The sequence below is a fragment of the Methylobacterium sp. WL1 genome (assembly GCF_008000895.1).
Taxonomy (GTDB): domain Bacteria; phylum Pseudomonadota; class Alphaproteobacteria; order Rhizobiales; family Beijerinckiaceae; genus Methylobacterium.
This window is the reverse complement of the sequence record NZ_CP042823.1, coordinates 5969670-5990128: the sequence shown is the minus strand read 5'-3', so window position 1 is coordinate 5990128 and position 20459 is coordinate 5969670. Positions and strand designations below refer to the sequence as shown.

Here is a 20459-nt window from a genome sequence, read left to right as displayed (position 1 = left end):
CGTCAGTCGAGCGTTGCGACCACACGGGCGATCGCCGCGCAGCCCGCTTCGATGGTGTCGAGTGAGGCGGCGAACGACACGCGAAGATAGGGACTGAGCCCGTAGGACGTGCCGTCCATCACCGAAACGTTGCCCGCGCTCAGCAGAAACTGCGAAACGTCGAGATCGCTCCCGATCGAGATCCCGTCCGGGGTGCGCCGACCGATCAGGCCGGCCACGTTTGGGTAGGCGTAGAAGGCCCCGGCCGGGCGCCGGCACGCGATGCCCGGGATGGCGTCGAGCAGCGCGACGGTCCGGTCGCGGCGGATCTCGTAGGCCGTCCGGGCTTCCACTACGAAGGCCTGGTCCCCCGACAGCGCCGAAGCTGCCGCCGCCTGGCCGATCGAGGACGGACAGGTGGTGCTCTGCGACAGGAGTCCGGTCATCGTCCGAACGAGCAGGCGCGGGCCCGCGGCGTAACCGATCCGCCAGCCGGTCATCGCGTAGGCCTTGGAAACCCCGTTGATGGTCAGCGTCCGGTCCAGCAGGGCCGGGACGGCGCGTCCGAACGACAACGGGCTCATGCCATCGTAGACGAAATGCTCGTAGATCTCGTCGGTCATTACGAGCACGCGCGGATGGCGCGCAAGAACGGCGCCCAGCGCGACCAGCTCCGCGGCGGTATAGACCGCTCCGGACGGGTTGTTGGGCGAATTGAGCACCACCCACTTGGTCCGCGGTGTGATCGCCGCCTCGAGTTGAGCGGGGCTGAGCTTGAACCCGGCCTCTTCGGGGCAGGACACCACCACCGGTACGCCGTCGTGGAGGGTCGCCAGATCCGGGTAGGACACCCAGTACGGAGCCGGCACGATCACCTCGTCGCCCGGGTCCAGCGTCGCTGCGAAGGCGGTCTGGATAAGCTGCTTGGCACCGCAACCGACCACGATGTCGTCCGGGCTGTAGCTCAGGCCGTTCTCACGGATAAGCTTGTCGGCCACGGCCTGCCGGAGGCTCAGGGTGCCGTTTGAGGCGGTGTAGTGCGTCTCCCCGGCACGCATGGCGGCCTGGGCCGCCTCCATGATGGATCCGGGGGTGACGAAATCGGGCTCGCCGACCGTGAGGTCGATGATCTGGCGTCCCTCGGCACGAAGCTGTGTGACCAGGGCCTTGGCGGCGATGCTCGGCGAGGGCCGGATGCTCGCTGGCCGACGGGCGATGAGGGTGGTGCTCATGATGGAACTCGTTCCCCGCGGTACGCTCAGATTGAGATGCCGAAGCTCTCGAGGGTGCCGTGAAGCCACGCTTGGCGGGCGGCCCCGGAGGCGATCTCCGCCATGATCGTTTGCTCATGGCGAAGCTTCGACCGCGCGCCCGTGATGACGGCGGGGAGCTGGTCCGGGGCGAAGGCAATCAGGCCGTCCTCGTCGCCGACGATGACGTCGCCGGGGGCGATCGGTTGACCGCCCACGCTGACCGGGACGTTGAGCAGGGCCGGTCCGGACTTGTAGGGTCCGCGGTGGACGACGCCGCGCGCATAGCAGGGGAAATCACCGGCCGCGAAGGTTGCCACGTCGCGGATGGCGCCATCGACGATGAAGCCGGCGCAGCCCCGGGAGACCGCGTAGGCACGCATCAGGTCGCCGCACAGAGCGTTGTTGAGGTCGCCGCCGCCATCGACCACGAGGACGTGCCCCGGCTGCATCAGCGCGAGCGCGTGATAGAAACCCAGATTGTCACCCGGACGGGACTGCACGGTGAACGCGGTGCCGACGAGTTTTCCGGTACCGTTGTAGCGGTTCAAGCCGACCAAACCTGCTAGGCGGTGCAAGTTGTCGCTGAGCAGGGGCGTGGCTAGATCCTGCAGCGCATCACGATCGGCGGATGCGAGGACGGCGGGTAGCGCGTCCGAATGCTTGAGATGAGAGGTCATCTGTTGATCTCCGTGCCGCAACCATCCCATGTAGCCAACCCGCCGAAAAGCGATTAATAATCGCCCACTATCAATCGAAAAAGCGATCGATCGCGTGGCGACCCTCAAACAGTTCGAAGCCTTGCGCTGGATCGCTCTGCTCGGAAGTTTCGAGCGGGCCGCGGATCGGCTGAACACCACGCAATCGTCGGTGTCGAAGCGCATTCACGAACTGGAAGCATCCCTCGGCACACCACTCTTCGACCGCAGCCAGCGGGGCGCCCGGCTGACGGAGAAAGGCAAGAGTATCCTGGCGATCGGCGAGGAGATGCTGGCCTTGCGCGATCGCGCCGTCGCGGTCGCCACGAGCCGCACGACCCTGATCCGTCATCTGCGCTTCGGGGTCACCGAGCTGACCGCGCTCACGTGGCTGCCGCAGCTCGTGGCCGAACTGCGGGCAACGTATCCGAACATCGTGCTCGAACCGGAAGTCGAGCAGAGCACGACGTTGTTCGACAATCTCAAGAGCGGGGCGCTCGATTTCATCGTGACGCCCGACGTGTTCCGCCAGCCGGGCTTCCGAAGCGTCGCACTCGCCAGTGTCCGGAGCGCCTGGATGTGCAGTCCTGTCCTGTTGCGGGATCGGGGCGTCGTGGAACTGGCCGAGCTGGCGCAGTTCAGCATCCTGACCCAAGGTAACCGCTCCGGATCAGGCGTCGTCTTCGATCAATGGCTACACGCCTGCGGCGTTTCCCTGCCGCACATGATCCAGAGCAACAGCTTTGTCGCCATCGTCGGGCTGACGCTTGCAGAGGTCGGCATCAGCTACCTGCCCGAGCGGTGCTTCGATGGGTTGATCGAGCGCGAAAGATTGCGAGTGGTCGAGACCAACCCGCCCCTACCCCCGATCACCTATGTCGTGACTTTTCGTGAAACCGAATCCTTCAACACGACCGAGTCGATTGCGCGGATCGCCCAATCGACGTGCAATTTCACAAGGCCCATCCAATGGGCCTGATATTCCCTCAATCCGTCCTGACCATCGGAAGTCTGCCTGCTGAAGCAGGGTTGTACGCACTGAACTGCCGGAATGGGCGAAAAGCCCTCGGTCGTCGCGATCTGGGCGTCATCAGCCCTCTTGGGAGTGGTCCGCCCTGAAGTCTGGATTTTAAGCCGACAGAGAGCGGTATCGGTGGCTCACCGACCCAAGCCCGAGGCGTTCGTGAGCAAGCTGAGTCAGGTCGGCATGCCAGCTTCTGGACTCGATCAGCACCAGAAGGCGACCGATGACCTCGGAACATGGTCGCCAGCAGCAACCGCTCCGGTTCGCCCCGTCGAATCTCAGATGCCGCGCTACAAAAACGCGATGAATCCTCGTCGCCGGCGATGGGTCGTATCGGTCGGATCCCGCCCCGGAAACCCGCATCTTGGCTCAGCGTCTGGCGAAGGCATCGCATGACGCCAGTATTCCCGCTGCACCTCCAGCATGATGCGGATCCTCTCCTCGGCTGAAACCTGCCGCCGCGCTGGGCGGCGGATGTCGTTAGATCACGGCGTCTGCCGGCTTTCGCGCCGGCCCGGATGTCTGTTTCATCGTCACCCCTGGGAGGTACGATGGACCAATCATCCTGCGTCCGCGCATACCCTCGCTGTGTCTCGGAAGGGCTGACGGTGGGCACTCGGCGGTTTGGGCATTCGCCGCGCTCCGAAGCCCTCACGCTTGGAAGCGATGAACCGCCCGCCGATACCTCACGCGAACGCGTCTCCGACCAACCGATGCACGAACCGGAACGCGTCAGATGCGCCGTCGATGGCCCGCTGCTCGCCGCTGGCAGAGAGCTCGATCAGGTCGAGGGCACCCGCAAATTGCCGCCAATGCAGGCCCCGTCCATCCGGGTGTCCAGCGAGGTGGCGGGCGCCATGGGCCTCCGACAGGCCGAGTGCCCGGGCTTCCTTGAGCAGGATGGCCGCGCCGAGATTTGAACCCTCGGCGACATAGAGCCAGCCGAGGTCGCCCTCCGGATCGATTGCAGCGGGGCTCTCCACCGGCTCCTCCAGGATGATGCCGTTCACGTCCCGAATATCCTGTTCGATCAGGGCGAGCCGACGCCTGCCGGTCAGATCCGGGAGCATGCGCCCGAACGCCCCGTCGAGATAAAGGCGATCTACCACCGTGTGGAACCGGTATTGGATTTTGAGAAAGAGTCCATACCGCTCGAGATCGGCGAAAGGCTGGCAGGCCATGATGCGTTTGTCGAGTTGATCGTGCGCCGCCGCCGTGGCGGATCTCAAGCGCTTCACACGGCTGTCCGGCGACGGCGTCTCCGCGCGTGCAATAGCTATCGTTTCCACGTTCGTTCTCCTGTGGGGTGGGGTCAACGTGCGCGTGTGGGGGGGGTCGGCACCCGTTCGGCGAAAGCGCCGCACGCAATTCGGATGTCGCTGCCCATGAAGCCGTCGCACGGTTCATCGCGCGGGCGAGCCGGGCGCGTTCTTCCGTCTCGCCTGGCCGGGTGGGGAGGCGGACCTGGTGAGGACCGCCGGCGCGGCGCTCCAACGTCGATGGTTCGCACCGATGCGCTGGCGCGGGTTCGAGCCTCGAGGGCCTGCTCGCCGTCGCCATCATCGGAATGCGAATGGGCTGGCCCGTCATCGATCGGCCGCGCTCAAGGCGACCATCACCGGACCGACGCGTCTGGAGCGATTGGCCTGCGGCCGGTTCCGCGTTGGGCTAGCCCAACGCGTAGCCGACGGAGCGGACGGTCCGCAGAAGCGGATAAGACTGATCCTTGTCGATCTTCGTCCGCAGCTTGGAGATGTGGACGTCGATGAGGTTGGTTTGGGGAAAGAATTGCAAGCCCCATACTTTTTCGATCAGCATGGAACGCGTCACGTTCTGTCCCTTGTTCTGCATCAGCACATGAAGCAACTTGAATTCCTTGTCCGTCAGATCGATGCGGACGCCCCCGCGCCTGATATCGCGGGAGACGGTGTCCATAACCAAATCATCGACGACCAGTCGTTTGTCATCACGGTCGCCGTAACCCGGACGGCGGGCCAGATTTTCCAATCGGACGAGCAATTCGTGGAAATGGCAGGGCTTGCCGAGATAATCGTCGGCCCCGGCCCGGAGGCCATCCACCCGCGCCTCGGGGCTGTCGAGCGCCGACAGCATCAGGACCGGCGGATGCGGCCGGGCCTTGAGGTCGGCCAATACGTCGAGGGTGCTCGTGCCCGACAGTATGCGGTCGAGCACGACGACGTCGAACGCCTCCTCCTTGAGGCTTCTCAGGGCGCATCCCTTCTCGGCCACGAGACGGCACATGTGCCCGCAGGACCGCAGCTTGGTGCCCAGCCAATGACGCTCCTGCGCGTCATCCTCCACGACGAGAATATGCATTTCCCCGAAACGCCTTGAGCTTCTAAAGGTCTTCCCGTCGATCCCAGCCCCGGATTATCCGGCTTGCCTTCGTCCATCCGCGAATAGACTGCCACCAACCTGTTCGTGTCACGCAATGCCGATGTCATTCTTTGGAGACCGTCCCGGCCCGTAGCTCGCGGCTGATGCGCCGTGCTCCGTCGCGTCTCCGCGCCCCAACGGCGCGAGGGTTGCGTCGCACCGCTCGACCCTGCCGGGCCCTGAAAGGCGCGATCTATCGAGACAATTAGATGTCGCGCCGTGCGTTCGCACGGCGCGGAAATCATGATCCATCGTCACAGATCCGAAGATCGACGCAATATCGCATGTGATTTACAACAAGACGTCGCGCAACAGTTTTACTGCCCGCCATGGTCAGCACTCTTAGCCACTTGCGCGCATATGCTCAAGCTATTTGTTCGAGATTTATCTTCTTTTACTGTAAAATTAGACCAATTACAGGGAGATATGATGAATCATAATGCTAAAAAATTAGACTTACATCTGTAATAAAGACAGAAATATCACGTCCAATCGACGTCCAATTCGGGCAATTCAGAGTCCGACCCCAAGTCGGAGCGACTATTTCAGTTATCGGTTCGGCTCGTCCATGCGAAGGCCATCCAATGCGCGCGACACGGCGCCGGACGACGTCGAGCCGGCCTTGCAAGAGCCCCCCCGTTTGCGGAGCGCGCTAACCCCGCATGGGATGGAGTGTTCCCATCATGAAGCATTCTTAATGAATGGTCCGTTGCTGTGGGACGAGACGGGATCCTATGACGTTGCAAATGTACGCGGCCCCTAAGCAACCGCAAGCATTTGGATGGATCCCGGGATTTTCTATCATGATGCGTTCCGTAAAAGCGTTTGTGCGCGACGAAAGCGGCGTGACAGCCATCGAGTACGGGATTCTAGCGGCCTCGATGGCCGCCGCGATTGCCGTCATCTTCAGTCAGGACGGCGTGTTCGTGAAGGCGCTGAACACACGCTTCCAACAGATCGCGGACCAGATCACGAAGACCGGAGGCACCGCGAGCTCCTCTAAGCCGCAATGAGGATCCCACTGGGGCTGGTGCTGCCTCTGCTGCTCTGGGCGGCATTGGGTGACCTGCTCTACCGGAAGATCGACAACCGGCTCGTCGTCGCCCTGGGTGTCATGTGGTTGGCGATGGTCGGCAGCGGCGGTCTTCAACAGAGCGACAGCGCATCCGGCGCGATCTGGCAGATCCTTCAGACCGTGCTCGGCGCGAGCGCTGTCATCGGCATCGGCTTCATCCTGTTCTGCCGCGGCCATGTCGGGGCCGGCGATGTCAAGTTAACCGCGGCGCTCTGCTTGTGGGTCGGAGCTGATCGACAGGTTTTCTTCGTCCTGACGACGTCCCTGTTCGGCGGCGCCCTGGTCGTGGCGATGCCGATCCTGAGCGCCGCCGAGACGGCCCTGGCTCTCCTCTGGATGTCCGGCACCCGCCGGGTCCCGGCGCTGGGATCCATGGGCACGCCGCACTGCCTGTCCGGCCAACCCATCCGCGGCCTCCCCTATGCCCTCGCCATCGTGGCCGGAGCACTTGTGACCCTGACCGCACCTTAGCTCTGTGCCCCGGTAAAACGCCCGATGAAAAAGAACTCTTTCTTCCTGCTGGCTGGAGCCATCGTACTCGCGGTCGGCGTGGCGTTGCTGGCCCGCATCCTGCTGACGCCCCCGCCGCCTCCGCCGCCGGTTGTCTCGTTGCCGGAAGAGCAGCCCGCGCGCGTAAAACCAGTCGCGCCGCCGGTCAGCCACCGGAACGCCGTCCTGACGGTCGTCAGCGGCCTTCGGCCCGGCGATTTCATCGACGGGTCGAGCCTCGAATGGAACGAGGTCGACGCGGAGCCGAGCCGCAGCCTCTTCTTCATCAAGGGGGTGGACACCATCGACGCGCTGTATGGCGCGACCGTCCGCCAGCCTGTCCAGAGCGGCCAAGCGCTGAGCGTCGGCGTCGTCGTCCGCCAGAGCGATCCCGGCTTTCTCGCGGCGATTCTCAGGCCCGGCATGCGGGCGGTGTCGGTCCCGACCAACCTGGTCGAGAGTAATTTCGGGCTGGTCTCCTCCGGCGACCATGTCGATGTGATCCTGGCCCTGAAGCGTGGGGACGCCGCCGCAGGGAAGACCCAGACCCCGAACGCGCCGCACCTGGCGGCCCAGACGATCCTGCACGCCGTGCGGGTCCTCGCTCTCAACAACCGGGTCCGCGGCGAGATGCAGGTGCGCCCGGACGACGGAGCCAAGAAGGCCGGCGACGATCGTGGCGGCGGCGAGGTCGGCGCCAACGTCCAGACCGTCACCCTGGAGGTCTCCTCCGCCGATGCCGAGAAGCTCGCCCTCGCCAAGGAGATCGGCAGCCTGCAGCTGGCGCTGATCCCGGCCCGCGAGGTCGACCAACCCGGAACAGCCGCCGCTCGGGGCGTGACTACCCTGCGCGCCACCACCGACCTCTACGACACCGTCGCCCCGACTTGGAGCGGCTCCGTCAGCGTCCAGGCTTTCCGCGGCAAAGCCATCGAAACGCTCACCGTCAACGCCCGGTAAGACGACCTGTTCGCGGCTGAAAAGACTGTCCCATGATCCGTATGACGAAGCAGCTCAGAGCTGCCGGCCGGTGTTTGGCCGTGACCCTGCTCATCTTCTGCACACCCGTCTGGGCGAAGACCTATCCCGCCCCGTCGAGCGGCAAGAAGCACCGGCCCTCGCTCTCGGCGGTCTCGGAAGTCGCGACCTCGCAGGATGTCGAACTGCTCGTCAAACAGGGGCGGCTGCTGCAACTGCCGGGCATAGCCTCCAAGATCATGGTCGCCGATCCGAAGGTGGCGAGCTTCCAGGTCTCGTCGCCCAGCAGCGTCTTCGTGTTCGGCGAAGGCGCCGGTACCACCAGCCTGTACGCCATGGATGCCGCCGACAACGTGATCGCAGCCATGCGGCTGGTCGTGACGTTCGATCTGGCTCAGCTGCGCAAGCAAGTCGAGGCCGAGGTCCCGGGGACACATGTCGAGATCGTCCCGGCGGGCGACAAAGCCCTGATCGTACGGGGATCCGTGAAGACACCGATCAACGCCCGCCAAGTCATGAGCACGATCAGCGCCGCCATCGGCGCGCCCGACGAGGGGGGTGGCAAGGGTGGTGGCGGCGGTGGCGGCGGCGGCGGCGGCACTACCGGCCAGAACGGCGAATCCGTCCCGCGGCTGATCAACCAGCTCAGCGTACGGCTCTCGTCACAGATCAATATCCGGGTCCGGGTCGTCGAGGTGTCCCGCCGACTGTCGCATCAGCTCGGCCTGAACTGGGATTCGGTGTTGAACGACGGCAAGTTCCGCATCGCCACCGGGGGTCTTTCGACACTGTTCAGCGCCGCCAAAGCGGGCGGCGCTGTCGGACCGAAAGTCGTGAACCTGCCCTCCGCACACCTGATCCGCGAGCCGAACACATTCGGCTACACCGCAAGCGGCCTGACCGGCGTCCTCAACGCCCTGAACCAAGAGGGGCTGGCCACGCTGCTGGCCGAGCCGAATCTGACCGCGATGTCCGGCGAGACGGCCAGCTTCGCCGCCGGCGGCGAAGTGCCTGTCGTGGTCATCACCAACAACAACGTCAACATCGACTACAAGTCCTATGGCGTGATCATGCGCATGACGCCGACGCTGCTGTCTCCCAACCGGATCAGCCTGCGCATCGCCCCCGAAGTGAGCGATCTCTCCAAGGACGGGGCCGTGACCCTGGATACGGGATCGACCATTCCCGCCTTCAAGGTTCGCCGGGCCGAGACCACCATCGAGCTGGCGAGTGGGCAGAGCTTTGCCCTGGCCGGCATGCTCAGCAACCGCCACACGCAACAGGTGGACGGGCTTCCTGGCTTCGACCGCATGCCGTTGATCGGGCAGATGTTCGAGACCGACACCAGCAATCAGGAGGGCGTGGAGCTCGTCATCCTGGCGACCGCCTACGTGGTCGAGCCCACCAAGGACGGCGCCCTGCAGACGCCGGGCAAGGGCTTGCCCAGCCTGGACGAACGGTCGCTTCCTGCCAGCGCGCGCGCGGGCTTTGTCTACTGATGAGATCCGCGCAGATGCTCAATCGTCCGTGTCTTGCCCTGTTGCTCGCCGGCGTGGCGGTGGCCTTGCCGTCCTGCGCCAGGGAGATCAACGAGATCCGGTCCGAGAAGTATATCGGGCAGCCTCAACGACCGGTCGCGGTCACGCCGTCGGTGGTTACCCTGCCCCTGCGGACGACCGCCGACGGACGGCGGTTGGATCCGGAATCCGTGGTCGATCTCAACGCCGCGCTTGAGAGCCAGGGCCGGTTGAGCCGGCAGGCGATCACGTTGGTGCCGCGCACCAGCCGCGGGCAGACGATCGCGCGCCGTCTCGGTCGGTCGCTGATCGAGCGCGGGTTGCCGTCGTCCGGGCTTCACCTCGACCGCTCCGCCCGTCGGGGCGAGGCGCAGGGCGCCGAGGATCTCACCCTCATCACGGAAGCCGTGATCGTCCGCGTGCCGGATTGCGCGATCGCCGATCCGACCATCTGGACCGTGTCGCCCTTTACGGCAGTCGGGTCTCTCGGCTGCGCCAATCGCGCCAACCTGGCCAGCATGGTCAGTGACCCGCGGGACCTGATCAGCTCGCAGGAGCTCGCCGGCGGCGACGGTATTCAGGCCAGTGAATCCGTAAAACGTTATCATACGGACAATGTTCGCGAACTCGCCAAAGACACCAACTTCAAGTCAAAGTGAGCCGAGCGATCTGATGAGCGATGCACGCGCCATACAGGCTGCCGACGAAGGCCAGGCGGTTCTTGGAACGGCGGTTTTCATGGCCGAGGCCGCCGACGTCACCGAGTTCTCTGCGCTGCTGAGGCGGTTGGGGAACGACGATTCCAAGGTCATGCCCGGGGGCTGCGCGGCCGCCATCCCGTGGTGCTCCCATCAGCGCGCGAGCGTCGTGATCGTCGACATCGATCGCGAGCCGGCGCCCCTTGCCACGATTGCGGACCTCGCCACGCATTGCGAGCCGACCTGCAGCATCATCGCCCTGGGTAGCCACACCGATATCGATCTCTACCGCGCGCTCCTGCACGGCGGGGTCCTCGATTACCTGCAGAAGCCGGTCCGGCTCGATCTGCTCGCCACCGCCCTGGAGCGCGCCCGCAACGGCGTCTCCTCCGATTCCGCCCGGCTCGGCCGGAGCATCGCCGTGACCGCCTGCGCCGGCGGACTCGGCGCCAGCTGCGTGACGGCCGGCTTGGCCCTGCTCCTGTCCATGGATCGACATATCCCGGTGGCGGTCGTCGATTTCGATCGGCGCAAGGGCGAACAGGGGCTGCTCCTGGGGGTCGATCCGGCGGCCGGGCTGGAAGTGGCGCTCGCCACGCGCCCGATCGACCCGCATCTGCTCGAACGCGCCATGGTCCGGGTCAATCCCCGGCTCAAGCTGCTCGCGCAGGAGCCGACGTGGACGGACCTCGCGGCGGACAGCGACCACCTTCTGACGCTGGGCGCGAACCTGTGCCAACTGCTCAATCAGGTCATCTGGGATCTCCCGGCCGGATGGCCGAACGGATCTCTGGAGGTCCTGCGCCATGCCGAGATCCGCGTGCTGCTGATCGAGCTGACGCTCCAGAGCGCGCGCACGGCGCGGCAGATGCTGGAGAAGATCGGCGACGAGAGCGACGGCCAGCGGCTTCTCCTCGTCCACAATCCCAGCCATGGCGCCAACGGCAGTATCCCGCAGGCGCAATTCGAAGAGTATGTCGGGCGAAAGATCGATTTCGCGTTGCCGTATGCCGGCAACACGTTGCGGGATGGCCTTCTGCACGGCCCCCTCGACCTGGAGCGCAGCCCGGCCCTGCGCCAGGGCCTGCTCGACCTCGCCGACCTGATCTGCGGCCTGAAGCCCCGGCACGCGGCCCATCGCGGCCTGCTCGGCCGGCTGAGACAGGCCATCGGCCGGCGTGCCGCGTGAGGAGGCCTGTCCGATGCTGATCCGCAAATCATCCCCGGCGCCTGCCCATCGCGGCGGCGTGCCCGTGGTGCCGGACGATATGCCCAAGGCGGTGCGCAACCAGCAGGCGCCAAAGGTCGAGACGCCGGTCTCGGTCAATCGGCGCATCCTGCGGGATTACGTCTACGACCAGATTGATCCGCTCAAGGCGGCGGCCATGGGGCGGGACAAGCTCCAGGCCCAGATCGAGACGCTGATCCGCCGAATTTGCGACGAGAGGCGCGTGCAGGTCTCGCGCAACGAGGAAGAACATGTCGCGGCGGAACTGCTGGATGAAATGCTCGGCATCGGGCCGATCCAGCCGCTCCTGTCCGACGACTCGATCAACGATATCCTGGTCAACGGTGCCGGCCAGATCTTCATCGAACGCTTCGGGAAGCTGGAGCTGACCCCGATCACCTTCCTGGACGAGGAGCACGTATTCAACACGGCTCAGAGGATCGCCTCGGCCGCCGGGCGCCGCATCGACGAGGCGACGCCGATGGTGGACGCCCGCCTGGCCGACGGCAGCCGCGTGAACATCATCACGTTTCCCCTGGCGATCGACGGCACCACCATCTCGATCCGCAAGTTCATGCGGCGCAACCTGACACTCGAATCGCTGGCGGGGCGCAACGCGCTGTCTCCGGACATGGTCGAGGTGCTGGATCGCGCGATGCGAGCCAAGCAGAACATCGTCGTCTCGGGCGGGACCGGCGCCGGCAAGACCACCCTGCTCAACGCCCTGTCCCAGAAGATCGACAGTTCCGATCGCATCATCACGATCGAGGACGCCGCGGAACTGCAACTGCAGCAAAGGCACGTGGTCCGGTTGGAGACGCGCCCGGTCAGCGCCGAGGGGACCGGTAAGGTCGATCAGCGCGACCTGGTCAGGAATGCGCTGCGCATGCGCCCGGACCGTATCATCCTCGGCGAGGTCCGCGGTGCCGAGAGCTTCGACATGCTCCAGGCCATGAACACCGGCCACGACGGCTCGCTGTGTACGGTCCACGCCAACAGCCCCCGCGACGCCGTCATGCGCCTCGAGAACATGGTCATGATGGCCAGTGGCCAGCTCTCGCAGGAGGCCATCCGCCGGCAGATCTCCAGCGCCGTCAACCTGATCATCCAGGTGGAGCGCCAGCGGGACGGGATGCGCCGCATCGTCTCGATCACCGAGGTGTGCGGAATGGAGAACGACGTCATCCAGACCCAGGAAATCTTCGCCTTCAAGATCCGCGCAATCGACAGCGCCGGCATGCTGGTCGGCGACTTCGTCCCGTCAGGACAGCGGCCGCACTTCTACACCGCGCACGCGCACCTGTTCGGAGCCTGATCGTGGGCGGGGTTCTGGATCTCCTGACGCTGTTGGTATTCCTGTGCACGCTCTGCGCGTTCTACGGGGTTCTGGGCCTGAGCAAGCGACGCCAGCTGGCGTCTCTCAGCGCCCGACGGCTGTCGGAGTTCGGCCCGGCGCCCGAGGCTTCGGAACGGATCGAGCGCCACGTCCTCCTGCGCCATGCGCCCCGGATCCCGCTGGCGCAGGTGCCGCTGGTTGGCCGGGTGACGGAATGGCTCTGGACCTCGATCGGCCAAGTGGAGTGGCAGCACACGCTGGCGCTTCGCATGGCGATCATCGGTCTCGCGTCGCTCCTGCTCGGCGTGATGCTGGGCGGCAAGACGCCCGTCCCGCTGCTAGCCTCGCCCCTGTTCAGCCTCGCCATCGCGCTGGCGGCGTTCTTCCTGGTGCTGCGCCGGGCCCTGGGCAAGTGGCACGCGGCGCTGCGCCGAAGCCTGCCGGAGGCGATCGACGCCATCACCCGCACGTGCCGGGCCGGCGTGCCGGTCGGAAACGCCTTCGCGATGGTGACCGACAATCTGCGCGGCCCGCTGGTCGGCGAGTTCCAGTTGATCGACCAGTGGCTGCGCCTCGGCGTGCCGCTGCGCCGGGTGATGCAGGATTCGGCAAAGCGTGTGCCGCTGCCGGAATACCGGTTCTTCGCGGTCATCCTGATCATCAACCAGGAATCCGGCGGACGCCTCGGCGAGACCCTGGACCGCCTGGCCCAGACCCTGCGCGATCGTCAGGAACTGCAGATGAAGATCCTGGCCAAGACCTCCGAGGCGCGCGCCTCCGCCAAGATCGTCGCGGCGCTGGTGCCGGGCATGATGGGCTACATGTACGTCAACGCCCCGGCCGATTTCCAGTTTCTGTTCAGCGATCCGACCGGAACGAAAGTCCTCACCTACGTCGTGGTCAGCGTCTGCCTCGGACTGACCATCGTTCATCTCATGGTGAGGCGCCTCCGATGAACCAGGCGTCCGTGTCCTTTGCGGTCGGGATCCTGCTGATCGGGGTCGGTCTGCTCCTGTTCGGCCTGCATTCTCGCAGTAACCAGAACGTCCTGTTCAAGCGCCTGGGCGCTGCGCCGATGAAGGCGGCGGCGTCCGGCGCGGCGGTGTCGGGGATCACGCGCGTCACGACGGGGAACCTGACCCCGACCCTGCTCCGTCTCCGCGCGCTGGCCGGATCGCTCGGGCAGCGTCTCGCAGGCACCGCCCATGATCGGAAGCAGTTGCGCAGGGTGCTCAATATGGCCGGGATTCGCTCCGAGGAGAGCCTCGGATTGCTGATGCTGGCCAAGTACGGCAACGGCGCGCTGTTCGCCTCCGTGATGCTGTTCGGCATCCTCGACGCGCGCGGGCGCTTCGGGATGCTCGGCCTCGCCGGCGGGCTGATCGCGCTGTTCGTCGGCACCCTGCTCCCTGAGGCGTGGCTGAAATGGCGGGCGGCCCAGCGCGGCGGCGTGCTGGCACGCAGCGTACCGGACGGGCTGGACCTGATGGTGATCTGCGCCGAGGCGGGCTTGCCCCTCGGACGGATTCTTCAGGTCGTCTCCAAGGAACTGACGCTGGCCTCGCCGGAACTGGCCGACGAGCTGCGCTACACGTTCGCCGAACTGCAGATCCTGGGCGACCGGTCCCGCGCGCTCGCGAACCTGGCCGAGCGGTGCAGCGTGGCCGAGGTCGAGACCCTGGTCTCCGTCCTACTCCAGGCCGAGCGCTACGGCACGCCGCTGTCGCAGGCCCTGCGGACGATCTCCGAGGAGAGCCGCAAGATGTCGATGCTCAGTCTGGAGGAACGGGCCGGGAAGCTGCCCGCCCAGATGAGTCTGCCGCTGATGGTTCTGATTCTGCCGCCGATCATCGCGATGATGGCCGCGCCCGCGATGATCCGGCTGATCCGCGTCCTTCTTGTGACCTCCTAGTAACACCCACTTTCTCACGCCAATTGACCCCGGAGATCATGTTGCGACCTCTCTCATTCCGATCGTTGCATGTCTTCGGGCTCGCCGCGTGCCTGTTTGCCATGACCGGATGCGTCGATCTGCAATCCTCGGCGGCGGGCTTCTCCCTTGGCGGGCCGTCCGGCACAGCGGCGGAATCGCTGCGGCTGGCGCGCCTGCTGCGCGACAACGACCGTCTGGCGGCCGCCGCTGACATCTACGCGACCATGGACAAGAAGGGCGAACTCGGTCCCCGTGAGGTTCTGGAATATGCCAGCGTCTCCGGGGCGATCCATCCGCCCCAGGACGCCTTGCCGCTCTACGTGCGGGCCGAACAGCAATTATCCTCCGACGGCCGGACGCTGGGGGCGGACGAGCGCCTGGCCGTCTGCCTGGGCATCGGTCGCGGTCGGCTCGCCCTGAACCAGCTCGACGACGCCGTCGCCTCGTTCAATTGCGCTCTGGCCGTAGACGAGGCCAACATCGCCGCCCTCAACGGCCTGGGCGTGGCGCTGACCGCCCAGGGGCATTTGGCGGACGGCAACCAGACGCTGACCAGGGCGCTGGATCTCGATCCGTCGAACGTGGCAGTCCAGAACAACCTGGCGCTCGGCAAGCTCGCCGCCGGCGACTCCAAGGGGGCGATCGCGCTGCTGAACACCGAGGAGGCGCGCGCCAACCCGACCTTGGTGCTGAACCTGGCCCTGGCCTACCTGCTGCAGGGCAACGAGGCCCAGGCGCGCCGCGCGCTGGAGGCGAATTTCTCGAACATCAAGACCGCTGGATTGGTGAAGAGCCTCCAGCAGCTGGCCGGCCGCCTGCGCGCGGGCCAGCGCAACCCGGCCGTGTTCCTGGCGGCGAGCCTGCGCCCGCTCTCCCTGGAAACCCAGCCGTGAGCCGGCCACGCATCGCCCCCGCGGCCGCACGCCAGGAGGGAGTCGTGGCCATCGAGGCCGTCTTCCTGATGCCCGCGGTGTTGGCCGGGGCGCTGATGCTGTTCGAGATCGTCCGGATGGCGCTGATCGTCGTCATCGGCACCCTGGCGCTCGAAACGAGCCTGAACACCCTGCGTCTAGCCGTCAGCCCGCCCCTCAACGACAGGGTTTTCGTGCAGCAGGTCGTCACGTTGGGCATGGTGGTCGCGTCCTACGGCTGTCTCAGCCCCGCCGATGTCAGGGTGAAAGTCGAGGCTTATCCGGGTCTCGGCGAATTCGGCCTCGGCATCGGTGGACAGGGCAGTGCGACCAAGATCCCGATCGTCGTGGTCGACGTGAACTTGGAGCTGGACTGGATCACGCCCGTGCCGAACCTTGTCGGTCTCGGAGGCCAGTTCACGCATCGGTACCATCAGGTCCTGGGTAACCTCTACGGATCGGCGCAAAATCGGCCATGACCCGCCGCATGTCGGACCGCCAGCGCGGCAATGTCGCCCTCGAGGCAATCCTGATCTTCCCCACCCTTCTGACGATCGTATTCATCGCCCAGGACTTCTTCCTGGTCTCGCGGGCCCGCGCCGACCTGGAACGCAGCGTCGCGACGCTGTCGACCATCCTCGCCAGCCAGGACAACCTGACCGCCCCGGGCTTGAAGCGGCTGGCGACCGAGGTGCTGCAGGGGAGCAATGGCCGCTACGACCTCGTCGTCGGTCAAGTCTGGCGCAACGGTCAGGTCGCCTGGGGTTTACCGCTGGAACCGGCCAACGGCCTGTGCGCGAACCCGCTCAAGAAGGACGCGTCCTACCCGGGCTCGTTGCCGGACCAGGACCCGAAGGACGACACCAAGCAGGTCGGCCTGTTCGTGGTGCAGGGATGCCAGGGCAGCGGCGCCCTGGGCTTGAGCCAACTCGTGCTCGGCAGCGGCGTGCTCAAGACGGTCTCTGTCAACCGCATGCGCAATCCGGATCTGCAATTGGATGCCGAATTGAGGCAGCGGGCTGGCCTGCCGCCGCCCGACAAAACCGCGAATTAACGAGCTGCCGAACGTCGAGCCGGCATCGTTCGCAAGCCTCTGCCTGGTTACCGAGTGAGTCACGCGCCATGAAACACGGTCTTCGACCTGGAGCATCATCCCGCGGCTTCGGCCGGTGCCGCAACAACCGGACGTCCCAAGACGGCGCCGTCGCCCCGATGATGGTACTGGCCTTGATCAGCGGACTGATCGTCGTCGGCTTCGCGGTCGACACCTTGCGGATGACCAGTGATGCCAGCCAGCTCAAGCGCGCCACCGATGCGGCGGCTCTGGCGATCGGCCGCGAATATCTGCGCAGTGACAAACAATTCGACGTGGTGAGCCAGACGCTGGCACGGGATTACGTCCGCGCCAATCTCGGACTCGACTCGGAGTTGAGGGAGACGCTAGGCGATGTTCACGTCATCAGGGCCCGCAACGCCAGCGACGACGCCACCTTCGAGGTCACGGCCCAGTTCACCAGCAAGCCGGCCCTCAGCGGCAATCCGGCCCAGACCATCACGGTGCGCTCGAAGGTAGAGGCGCATGTCGCGTTTACGGAGGTGGCGCTGGTGCTGCCTGCGTTCTTGAATATTACGCCTGAATCCGCGGCAGCGATGGCTCGGATCAGCCAGAATTTTGCGGAATCGATAATTCGCAACGATGGGCATGTGTTCATGTCTGTCGTGCCCCACGATCAAAGGGTCAATGTCTATGACCCCAGGGATCCGGGTCGGATCGTGAAATGGGCAAAGCCAGATGCGTCCAATCCAAAAGAACTGGAAGATTTCTTCAAAGACACCGGCATCAAATCACTTGCGTCGCCGGACATGCCCGATCTGCGAAGCCAGCGCATCTGCTTACTGCGCGGGCTGGACCTGAATGACAATTATTTTTGGGATCAGGCACCATCCAATCAATTCTACATCGGATATTGGTGGCCCGACACCTTGGCTAACGCACCGCCCAACTCTCCATCCAAATTCTGGCAAGGTCGGTACCGCGATGCCTACAGTCCGGAAGAATGCCCAAGCGAAGGGTCGGAAGAGGCTGTCGATGGACGCGTGATCGTTTCCGATAAGGGATGTCCCCTTTCATCAATATTACCATTGACGAATAATATCGATGAAATCAAACGAGAATTTAACACTATAAAAGGCAATATTATAACTTTTGAGGGCAGAGATGCCGGCAATCCTAATTACGGATTTGCCATGGGATGGGCGGCCATGACACTCGCGCCTTCCTTTCGAGGTCGTGCTGGCTGGGGCGGCTCTCCAAATATTCCATTCGACTTCGACGAAGGGAATGACGCTCACCAAAAAGTCATCATATCGTTTATCAAAACAACACCTGATAATTTCTTTTCAGATTCCGATTTGAGCGTTAAATACACAGGCTGCAAACCCACAAGTGGGATTGGCGTAAATTATATCACGGACCGCTACAAAAGTTTATGCAAAAGTCTTCGCGAGAAGAAAATCCGGTCATATTTTCTCGTCATGGGACCGGATGAGACCGATGGTATATTCGAGAAACCTTTAGAGAAATCGCGAAAATTTCGCGGCGTTGCTCAGAAAGGATTTGAGATTTGCACTGAGAAAAAATCCGACATCAGATACTTTAGAGGAAGAGGTTTTAACGAGGTCGAGTCTTCCATGCAAACGCATTTGATTACGATCGCGAGCGAGCTCAAGCAACGCGGCAGCTTCGTCCGCCTCGTCCAATGATGGAAGTGTTCGCTGCTATCGGCTATGCCGTTTCATCGTAACGGAGCCCAGTTGGTCAGGAACGAACCGAACATTGTCCCATAACGTGCTGCCACTGACGTCTCATACAGGTGCACGTACAAGCAGCAACCAGCCGGCTGCGGCCATGTAGGTGCCATAGGGAAGTTCTTGCGGGACGCGACGCCGCGACCCACTCAGCGTCGCCACAAGGGTGGCTGCCAGCGCGAGGCCGGCCGCGATCTGCGTGAGGGGCAGGAGCGCCTGCCATCCGAGCCAAGCTCCCAACGCGGCCATGAGCTTGAGGTCGCCCGCGCCGATCCCGGTTTTGCCGACGGCGAGCCGGTAGGCGCGCGCGAGCAGCCATAGGCTGCCGTAGCCGACGATGACCCCGAGGAGCGCCGCGCGCGGCGGGGCGAAGAGTCCGGCCAGGTTGACCAGGAGGCCCGATCCCATCAGCGGCAGGACGAGGACGTCCGGCAGGAGGTGATGGTCCCAGTCGATGAACGCCAGGGCGATCAAGATTGCCGTGGCCGCCAGCCCAGGCAGAAGCCGGATATCGAGGCCGAGGCGCGCGGCCAGCAGAGCGAAGGCCAGGCCGCAGACCCATTGCACGAGCCGTCGGCGCCGGCTGCGAGATCGAGCCCCCCCCACCCGTGCCGGATCGGCCCGTCCGTCCCCCGGCGAAATGACGGCTGGTTCGTGTCCCGGGGCCGCGTGGACGGTTTGACCGGAGACCGGCGCTCCAACACCTTGGACTCGGCCCCACGACGGCCCTTGCTGCCGCAGGATGTCGCCCCGGGCGGCAAGAGAGCCGGCCCCGGAGGAATCGTCATGAGGCGATCCATCTTCGGCCTCTTTCCAGGCCTGCTTCATCGCCGCAGGAAGCAGCTCGATTACATCGTCGACAGGTCTGCCGGTCAGAAGGCCTGCGGTCAAGCCTGCGATGATCGTAATCAAAAATTCGAAACCGATTGTAATGTTATTTGAAGTCAGATCGATCATCTCTATATTCTACGCACGTTGATTGACCAAAATGTAGCTTAGAATCCGCCTTTCAACGCCGATATCAGGAGCGTTTACGTTTTTGCATCCGCGACATATTCCGCAATCCTGGTAATTATCGGTACGGATAATCAGTTTTCAGCTCAATGGGCCGTACCGCCGCTAAGATTTATGCATCACAGGAGCAAAAATGGCTTCGCCTGTGGTTTGCGACTTATTCAGATTTTCGGGCTGAGACAACTTCAACGGCGAACGCTCGGAACGTCATTGCGCCGAGGGCCGTGTGCGGCCGGTCTTCGCTGACGTAGTACCTCCGTTCACCGATGCGCTCCCGGGCGTCGGCTGGCGACATAATCCATAAGGCGTTCAGCAATTCCGCCCCGAGCCGACCGTCGATCCGCGCGATGTAAGCGTTGTCGTTCGGCTTTCCCGATCGAAAGAATGTCTGGTTCCGCGATATGGTGTGGCGGATCGAGCCTGAAGCGTTTGGGCTCTTTCGTCCAAGTTTGGCGGATGACGTCGTAGGGCGTGGCGCCGTGTTGGGGGCTCAGGCTGGCGGCTGCAGTTGTAGCCGTCCACCCAAAGCGTACAGGTGCACCGCGCCGGGTTTTTCGGGGGCCATTTGGTCTGGGCCAGGCGGCCGAGATTGGCAGCCCGACCTAGGCCTCGTGGCGCGCTACCGCCTCGTCGGGAGGGAAACTGCCGATGGGTTCGAGCCGACGGCGGGTATCGCACCAGTCGACCCGTTCGCAGGTGTCGATCTCAATGACCTCGGATGACTGCCACCGCTTACGCCGAAGGCTCACCTCGACCTTGAACGGCCCGTCGATCATCTCTGTCGGCGCGTTGTCGTAGCTATCGGCGGCGGCGCCGACGGACGGCTCGACACCGGCCTTGGCGAGCCGCTCGGTGTAGCTCAGCGCAAGGAATCCCGAGCCCCTTTCGCTGTAATGTACGAGCCCCCGCCCTGGATGGACCGACGCGCGTGCAGGGCCGGGGTCCAAGGCGTGGAGCATCATGCGCTGGATATGGACCGTCAGAGCCGTTTCACGTCTGGCCTATGCCGGTAGCCTGCCGGAACCGGCACACCATGCGGCCTGGGCACGGTACGCCGACGACGCGATAAGCAGTACATTGCAGATCGCCTCGACCCTAGCAGTTCCTCACGCCATCTCATTCTC

General features: G+C 64.4%; 20 protein-coding genes and 1 pseudogene. 14 read left to right on the top strand and 7 right to left on the bottom strand.

Annotated features, from left to right (window positions below; all coding sequences use genetic code 11):
* Positions 1–2: 2 nt before the first annotated feature.
* Both FVA80_RS29135 and FVA80_RS29130 read right to left on the bottom strand, forming a co-directional pair.
* The gene (locus FVA80_RS29135; protein WP_147905933.1) at positions 3–1211 is read right to left on the bottom strand and encodes an aminotransferase class I/II-fold pyridoxal phosphate-dependent enzyme; all 1209 of its coding nucleotides are present in this window, start codon (positions 1209–1211) and stop codon (positions 3–5) included.
* Between the two features lie 26 nt (positions 1212–1237).
* Positions 1238–1909, bottom strand: coding sequence for an RraA family protein (locus tag FVA80_RS29130; protein ID WP_147905934.1), 672 nt, complete (start codon positions 1907–1909; stop codon positions 1238–1240).
* A 94-nt stretch (positions 1910–2003) separates the two neighbouring features.
* Here FVA80_RS29130 and FVA80_RS29125 point away from each other — a divergent pair, with 94 nt between their 5' ends.
* A complete protein-coding gene (locus FVA80_RS29125; RefSeq protein WP_147905935.1) occupies positions 2004–2906 on the top strand; it encodes a LysR family transcriptional regulator in 903 nt (300 codons plus the stop codon).
* Positions 2907–3637: 731 nt separating this feature from the next.
* On the opposite strand, the gene FVA80_RS29120 is transcribed toward FVA80_RS29125, so the two are convergent.
* Both FVA80_RS29120 and FVA80_RS29115 read right to left on the bottom strand, forming a co-directional pair.
* Positions 3638–4267 (bottom strand): biliverdin-producing heme oxygenase, encoded by a 630-nt coding sequence (locus tag FVA80_RS29120; RefSeq protein ID WP_246692197.1) that lies wholly within the window; start codon positions 4265–4267, stop codon positions 3638–3640.
* 352 nt (positions 4268–4619) lie between these two features.
* Complete coding sequence (locus tag FVA80_RS29115; RefSeq protein WP_147905937.1) at positions 4620–5288, bottom strand: response regulator transcription factor; 669 nt, start codon at positions 5286–5288, stop codon at positions 4620–4622.
* 863 nt (positions 5289–6151) lie between these two features.
* Here FVA80_RS29115 and FVA80_RS29110 point away from each other — a divergent pair.
* From FVA80_RS29110 to FVA80_RS29055, 13 genes are all read left to right on the top strand, one after another.
* Positions 6152–6361, top strand: a complete 210-nt coding sequence (locus FVA80_RS29110) for a Flp family type IVb pilin (protein ID WP_147905938.1) — start codon at positions 6152–6154, stop codon at positions 6359–6361.
* The gene (locus FVA80_RS29105; RefSeq protein WP_147905939.1) at positions 6358–6894 is read left to right on the top strand and encodes a prepilin peptidase; all 537 of its coding nucleotides are present in this window, start codon (positions 6358–6360) and stop codon (positions 6892–6894) included. Before FVA80_RS29110 ends, FVA80_RS29105 begins: the two co-directional genes overlap by 4 nt.
* A 24-nt stretch (positions 6895–6918) precedes the next feature.
* Positions 6919–7872: a Flp pilus assembly protein CpaB gene (cpaB, locus tag FVA80_RS29100; RefSeq protein WP_147905940.1), complete on the top strand. Its 954-nt coding sequence runs from the start codon at positions 6919–6921 to the stop codon at positions 7870–7872.
* An 80-nt stretch (positions 7873–7952) separates the two neighbouring features.
* Entirely contained in the window at positions 7953–9389 is a 1437-nt protein-coding gene (locus tag FVA80_RS29095) for a pilus assembly protein N-terminal domain-containing protein (RefSeq protein WP_187193548.1), read from the top strand.
* A gap of 41 nt (positions 9390–9430) precedes the next feature.
* Positions 9431–10066 carry a CpaD family pilus assembly lipoprotein gene (locus FVA80_RS29090; protein ID WP_187193547.1) on the top strand — a complete coding sequence of 212 codons (636 nt, stop codon included), beginning with the start codon at positions 9431–9433 and terminating at the stop codon, positions 10064–10066.
* Between the two features lie 13 nt (positions 10067–10079).
* On the top strand, positions 10080–11294 hold the full coding sequence (locus tag FVA80_RS29085; RefSeq protein ID WP_147905943.1) for a hypothetical protein: 1215 nt from the start codon (positions 10080–10082) through the stop codon (positions 11292–11294).
* Between the two features lie 13 nt (positions 11295–11307).
* Positions 11308–12648, top strand: coding sequence for a CpaF family protein (locus FVA80_RS29080; RefSeq protein ID WP_147905944.1), 1341 nt, complete (start codon positions 11308–11310; stop codon positions 12646–12648).
* 2 nt (positions 12649–12650) lie between these two features.
* Positions 12651–13625 carry a type II secretion system F family protein gene (locus tag FVA80_RS29075; protein WP_210249181.1) on the top strand — a complete coding sequence of 325 codons (975 nt, stop codon included), beginning with the start codon at positions 12651–12653 and terminating at the stop codon, positions 13623–13625.
* The gene (locus FVA80_RS29070; RefSeq protein ID WP_147905945.1) at positions 13622–14581 is read left to right on the top strand and encodes a type II secretion system F family protein; all 960 of its coding nucleotides are present in this window, start codon (positions 13622–13624) and stop codon (positions 14579–14581) included. Before FVA80_RS29075 ends, FVA80_RS29070 begins: the two co-directional genes overlap by 4 nt.
* 38 nt (positions 14582–14619) lie before the next feature.
* The gene (locus tag FVA80_RS29065) at positions 14620–15495 is read left to right on the top strand and encodes a hypothetical protein (RefSeq protein WP_147905946.1); all 876 of its coding nucleotides are present in this window, start codon (positions 14620–14622) and stop codon (positions 15493–15495) included.
* Between the two features lie 44 nt (positions 15496–15539).
* Complete coding sequence (locus FVA80_RS29060; RefSeq protein WP_147905947.1) at positions 15540–15992, top strand: hypothetical protein; 453 nt, start codon at positions 15540–15542, stop codon at positions 15990–15992.
* A complete protein-coding gene (locus FVA80_RS30840; RefSeq protein ID WP_210249469.1) occupies positions 15989–16567 on the top strand; it encodes a hypothetical protein in 579 nt (192 codons plus the stop codon). The genes FVA80_RS29060 and FVA80_RS30840 overlap by 4 nt, the downstream gene beginning before the upstream one ends.
* A gap of 68 nt (positions 16568–16635) precedes the next feature.
* Positions 16636–18276 carry a TadE/TadG family type IV pilus assembly protein gene (locus FVA80_RS29055; protein ID WP_187193545.1) on the top strand — a complete coding sequence of 547 codons (1641 nt, stop codon included), beginning with the start codon at positions 16636–16638 and terminating at the stop codon, positions 18274–18276.
* A 102-nt stretch (positions 18277–18378) separates the two neighbouring features.
* Here FVA80_RS29055 and FVA80_RS29050 read toward each other — a convergent pair whose 3' ends face one another.
* The 3 genes and pseudogenes from FVA80_RS29050 to FVA80_RS29040 all read right to left on the bottom strand — a co-directional run bounded on the left by FVA80_RS29050 (position 18379) and on the right by FVA80_RS29040 (position 20297).
* Positions 18379–19278 (bottom strand): A24 family peptidase, encoded by a 900-nt coding sequence (locus FVA80_RS29050; protein ID WP_147905949.1) that lies wholly within the window; start codon positions 19276–19278, stop codon positions 18379–18381.
* Positions 19279–19492: 214 nt separating this feature from the next.
* A pseudogene (locus FVA80_RS29045) lies at positions 19493–19720 on the bottom strand (integrase core domain-containing protein); the annotation flags it as partial.
* Positions 19721–19937: 217 nt separating this feature from the next.
* Positions 19938–20297, bottom strand: coding sequence for a hypothetical protein (locus tag FVA80_RS29040; RefSeq protein WP_147905950.1), 360 nt, complete (start codon positions 20295–20297; stop codon positions 19938–19940).
* Between the last annotated feature and the right edge of the window lie 162 nt (positions 20298–20459).

Excerpts from the sequence above, each read along its gene's own strand:
- FVA80_RS29065 (WP_147905946.1), top strand. The coding sequence starts at position 14,620 with ATGTTGCGACCTCTCTCATTCCGATCGTTGCATGTCTTCGGGCTCGCC.
- FVA80_RS29070 (WP_147905945.1), top strand. The coding sequence starts at position 13,622 with ATGAACCAGGCGTCCGTGTCCTTTGCGGTCGGGATCCTGCTGATCGGG.
- FVA80_RS29055 (WP_187193545.1), top strand. The coding sequence starts at position 16,636 with ATGAAACACGGTCTTCGACCTGGAGCATCATCCCGCGGCTTCGGCCGG.
- FVA80_RS29050 (WP_147905949.1), bottom strand. The coding sequence starts at position 19,278 with ATGATCGATCTGACTTCAAATAACATTACAATCGGTTTCGAATTTTTG.
- FVA80_RS29115 (WP_147905937.1), bottom strand. The coding sequence starts at position 5,288 with ATGCATATTCTCGTCGTGGAGGATGACGCGCAGGAGCGTCATTGGCTG.
- cpaB (WP_147905940.1), top strand. The coding sequence starts at position 6,919 with ATGAAAAAGAACTCTTTCTTCCTGCTGGCTGGAGCCATCGTACTCGCG.
- FVA80_RS29135 (WP_147905933.1), bottom strand. The coding sequence starts at position 1,211 with ATGAGCACCACCCTCATCGCCCGTCGGCCAGCGAGCATCCGGCCCTCG.
- FVA80_RS29080 (WP_147905944.1), top strand. The coding sequence starts at position 11,308 with ATGCTGATCCGCAAATCATCCCCGGCGCCTGCCCATCGCGGCGGCGTG.
- FVA80_RS29110 (WP_147905938.1), top strand. The coding sequence starts at position 6,152 with ATGATGCGTTCCGTAAAAGCGTTTGTGCGCGACGAAAGCGGCGTGACA.
- FVA80_RS29105 (WP_147905939.1), top strand. The coding sequence starts at position 6,358 with ATGAGGATCCCACTGGGGCTGGTGCTGCCTCTGCTGCTCTGGGCGGCA.
- FVA80_RS29040 (WP_147905950.1), bottom strand. The coding sequence starts at position 20,297 with ATGATGCTCCACGCCTTGGACCCCGGCCCTGCACGCGCGTCGGTCCAT.
- FVA80_RS29085 (WP_147905943.1), top strand. The coding sequence starts at position 10,080 with ATGAGCGATGCACGCGCCATACAGGCTGCCGACGAAGGCCAGGCGGTT.
- FVA80_RS29130 (WP_147905934.1), bottom strand. The coding sequence starts at position 1,909 with ATGACCTCTCATCTCAAGCATTCGGACGCGCTACCCGCCGTCCTCGCA.
- FVA80_RS30840 (WP_210249469.1), top strand. The coding sequence starts at position 15,989 with ATGACCCGCCGCATGTCGGACCGCCAGCGCGGCAATGTCGCCCTCGAG.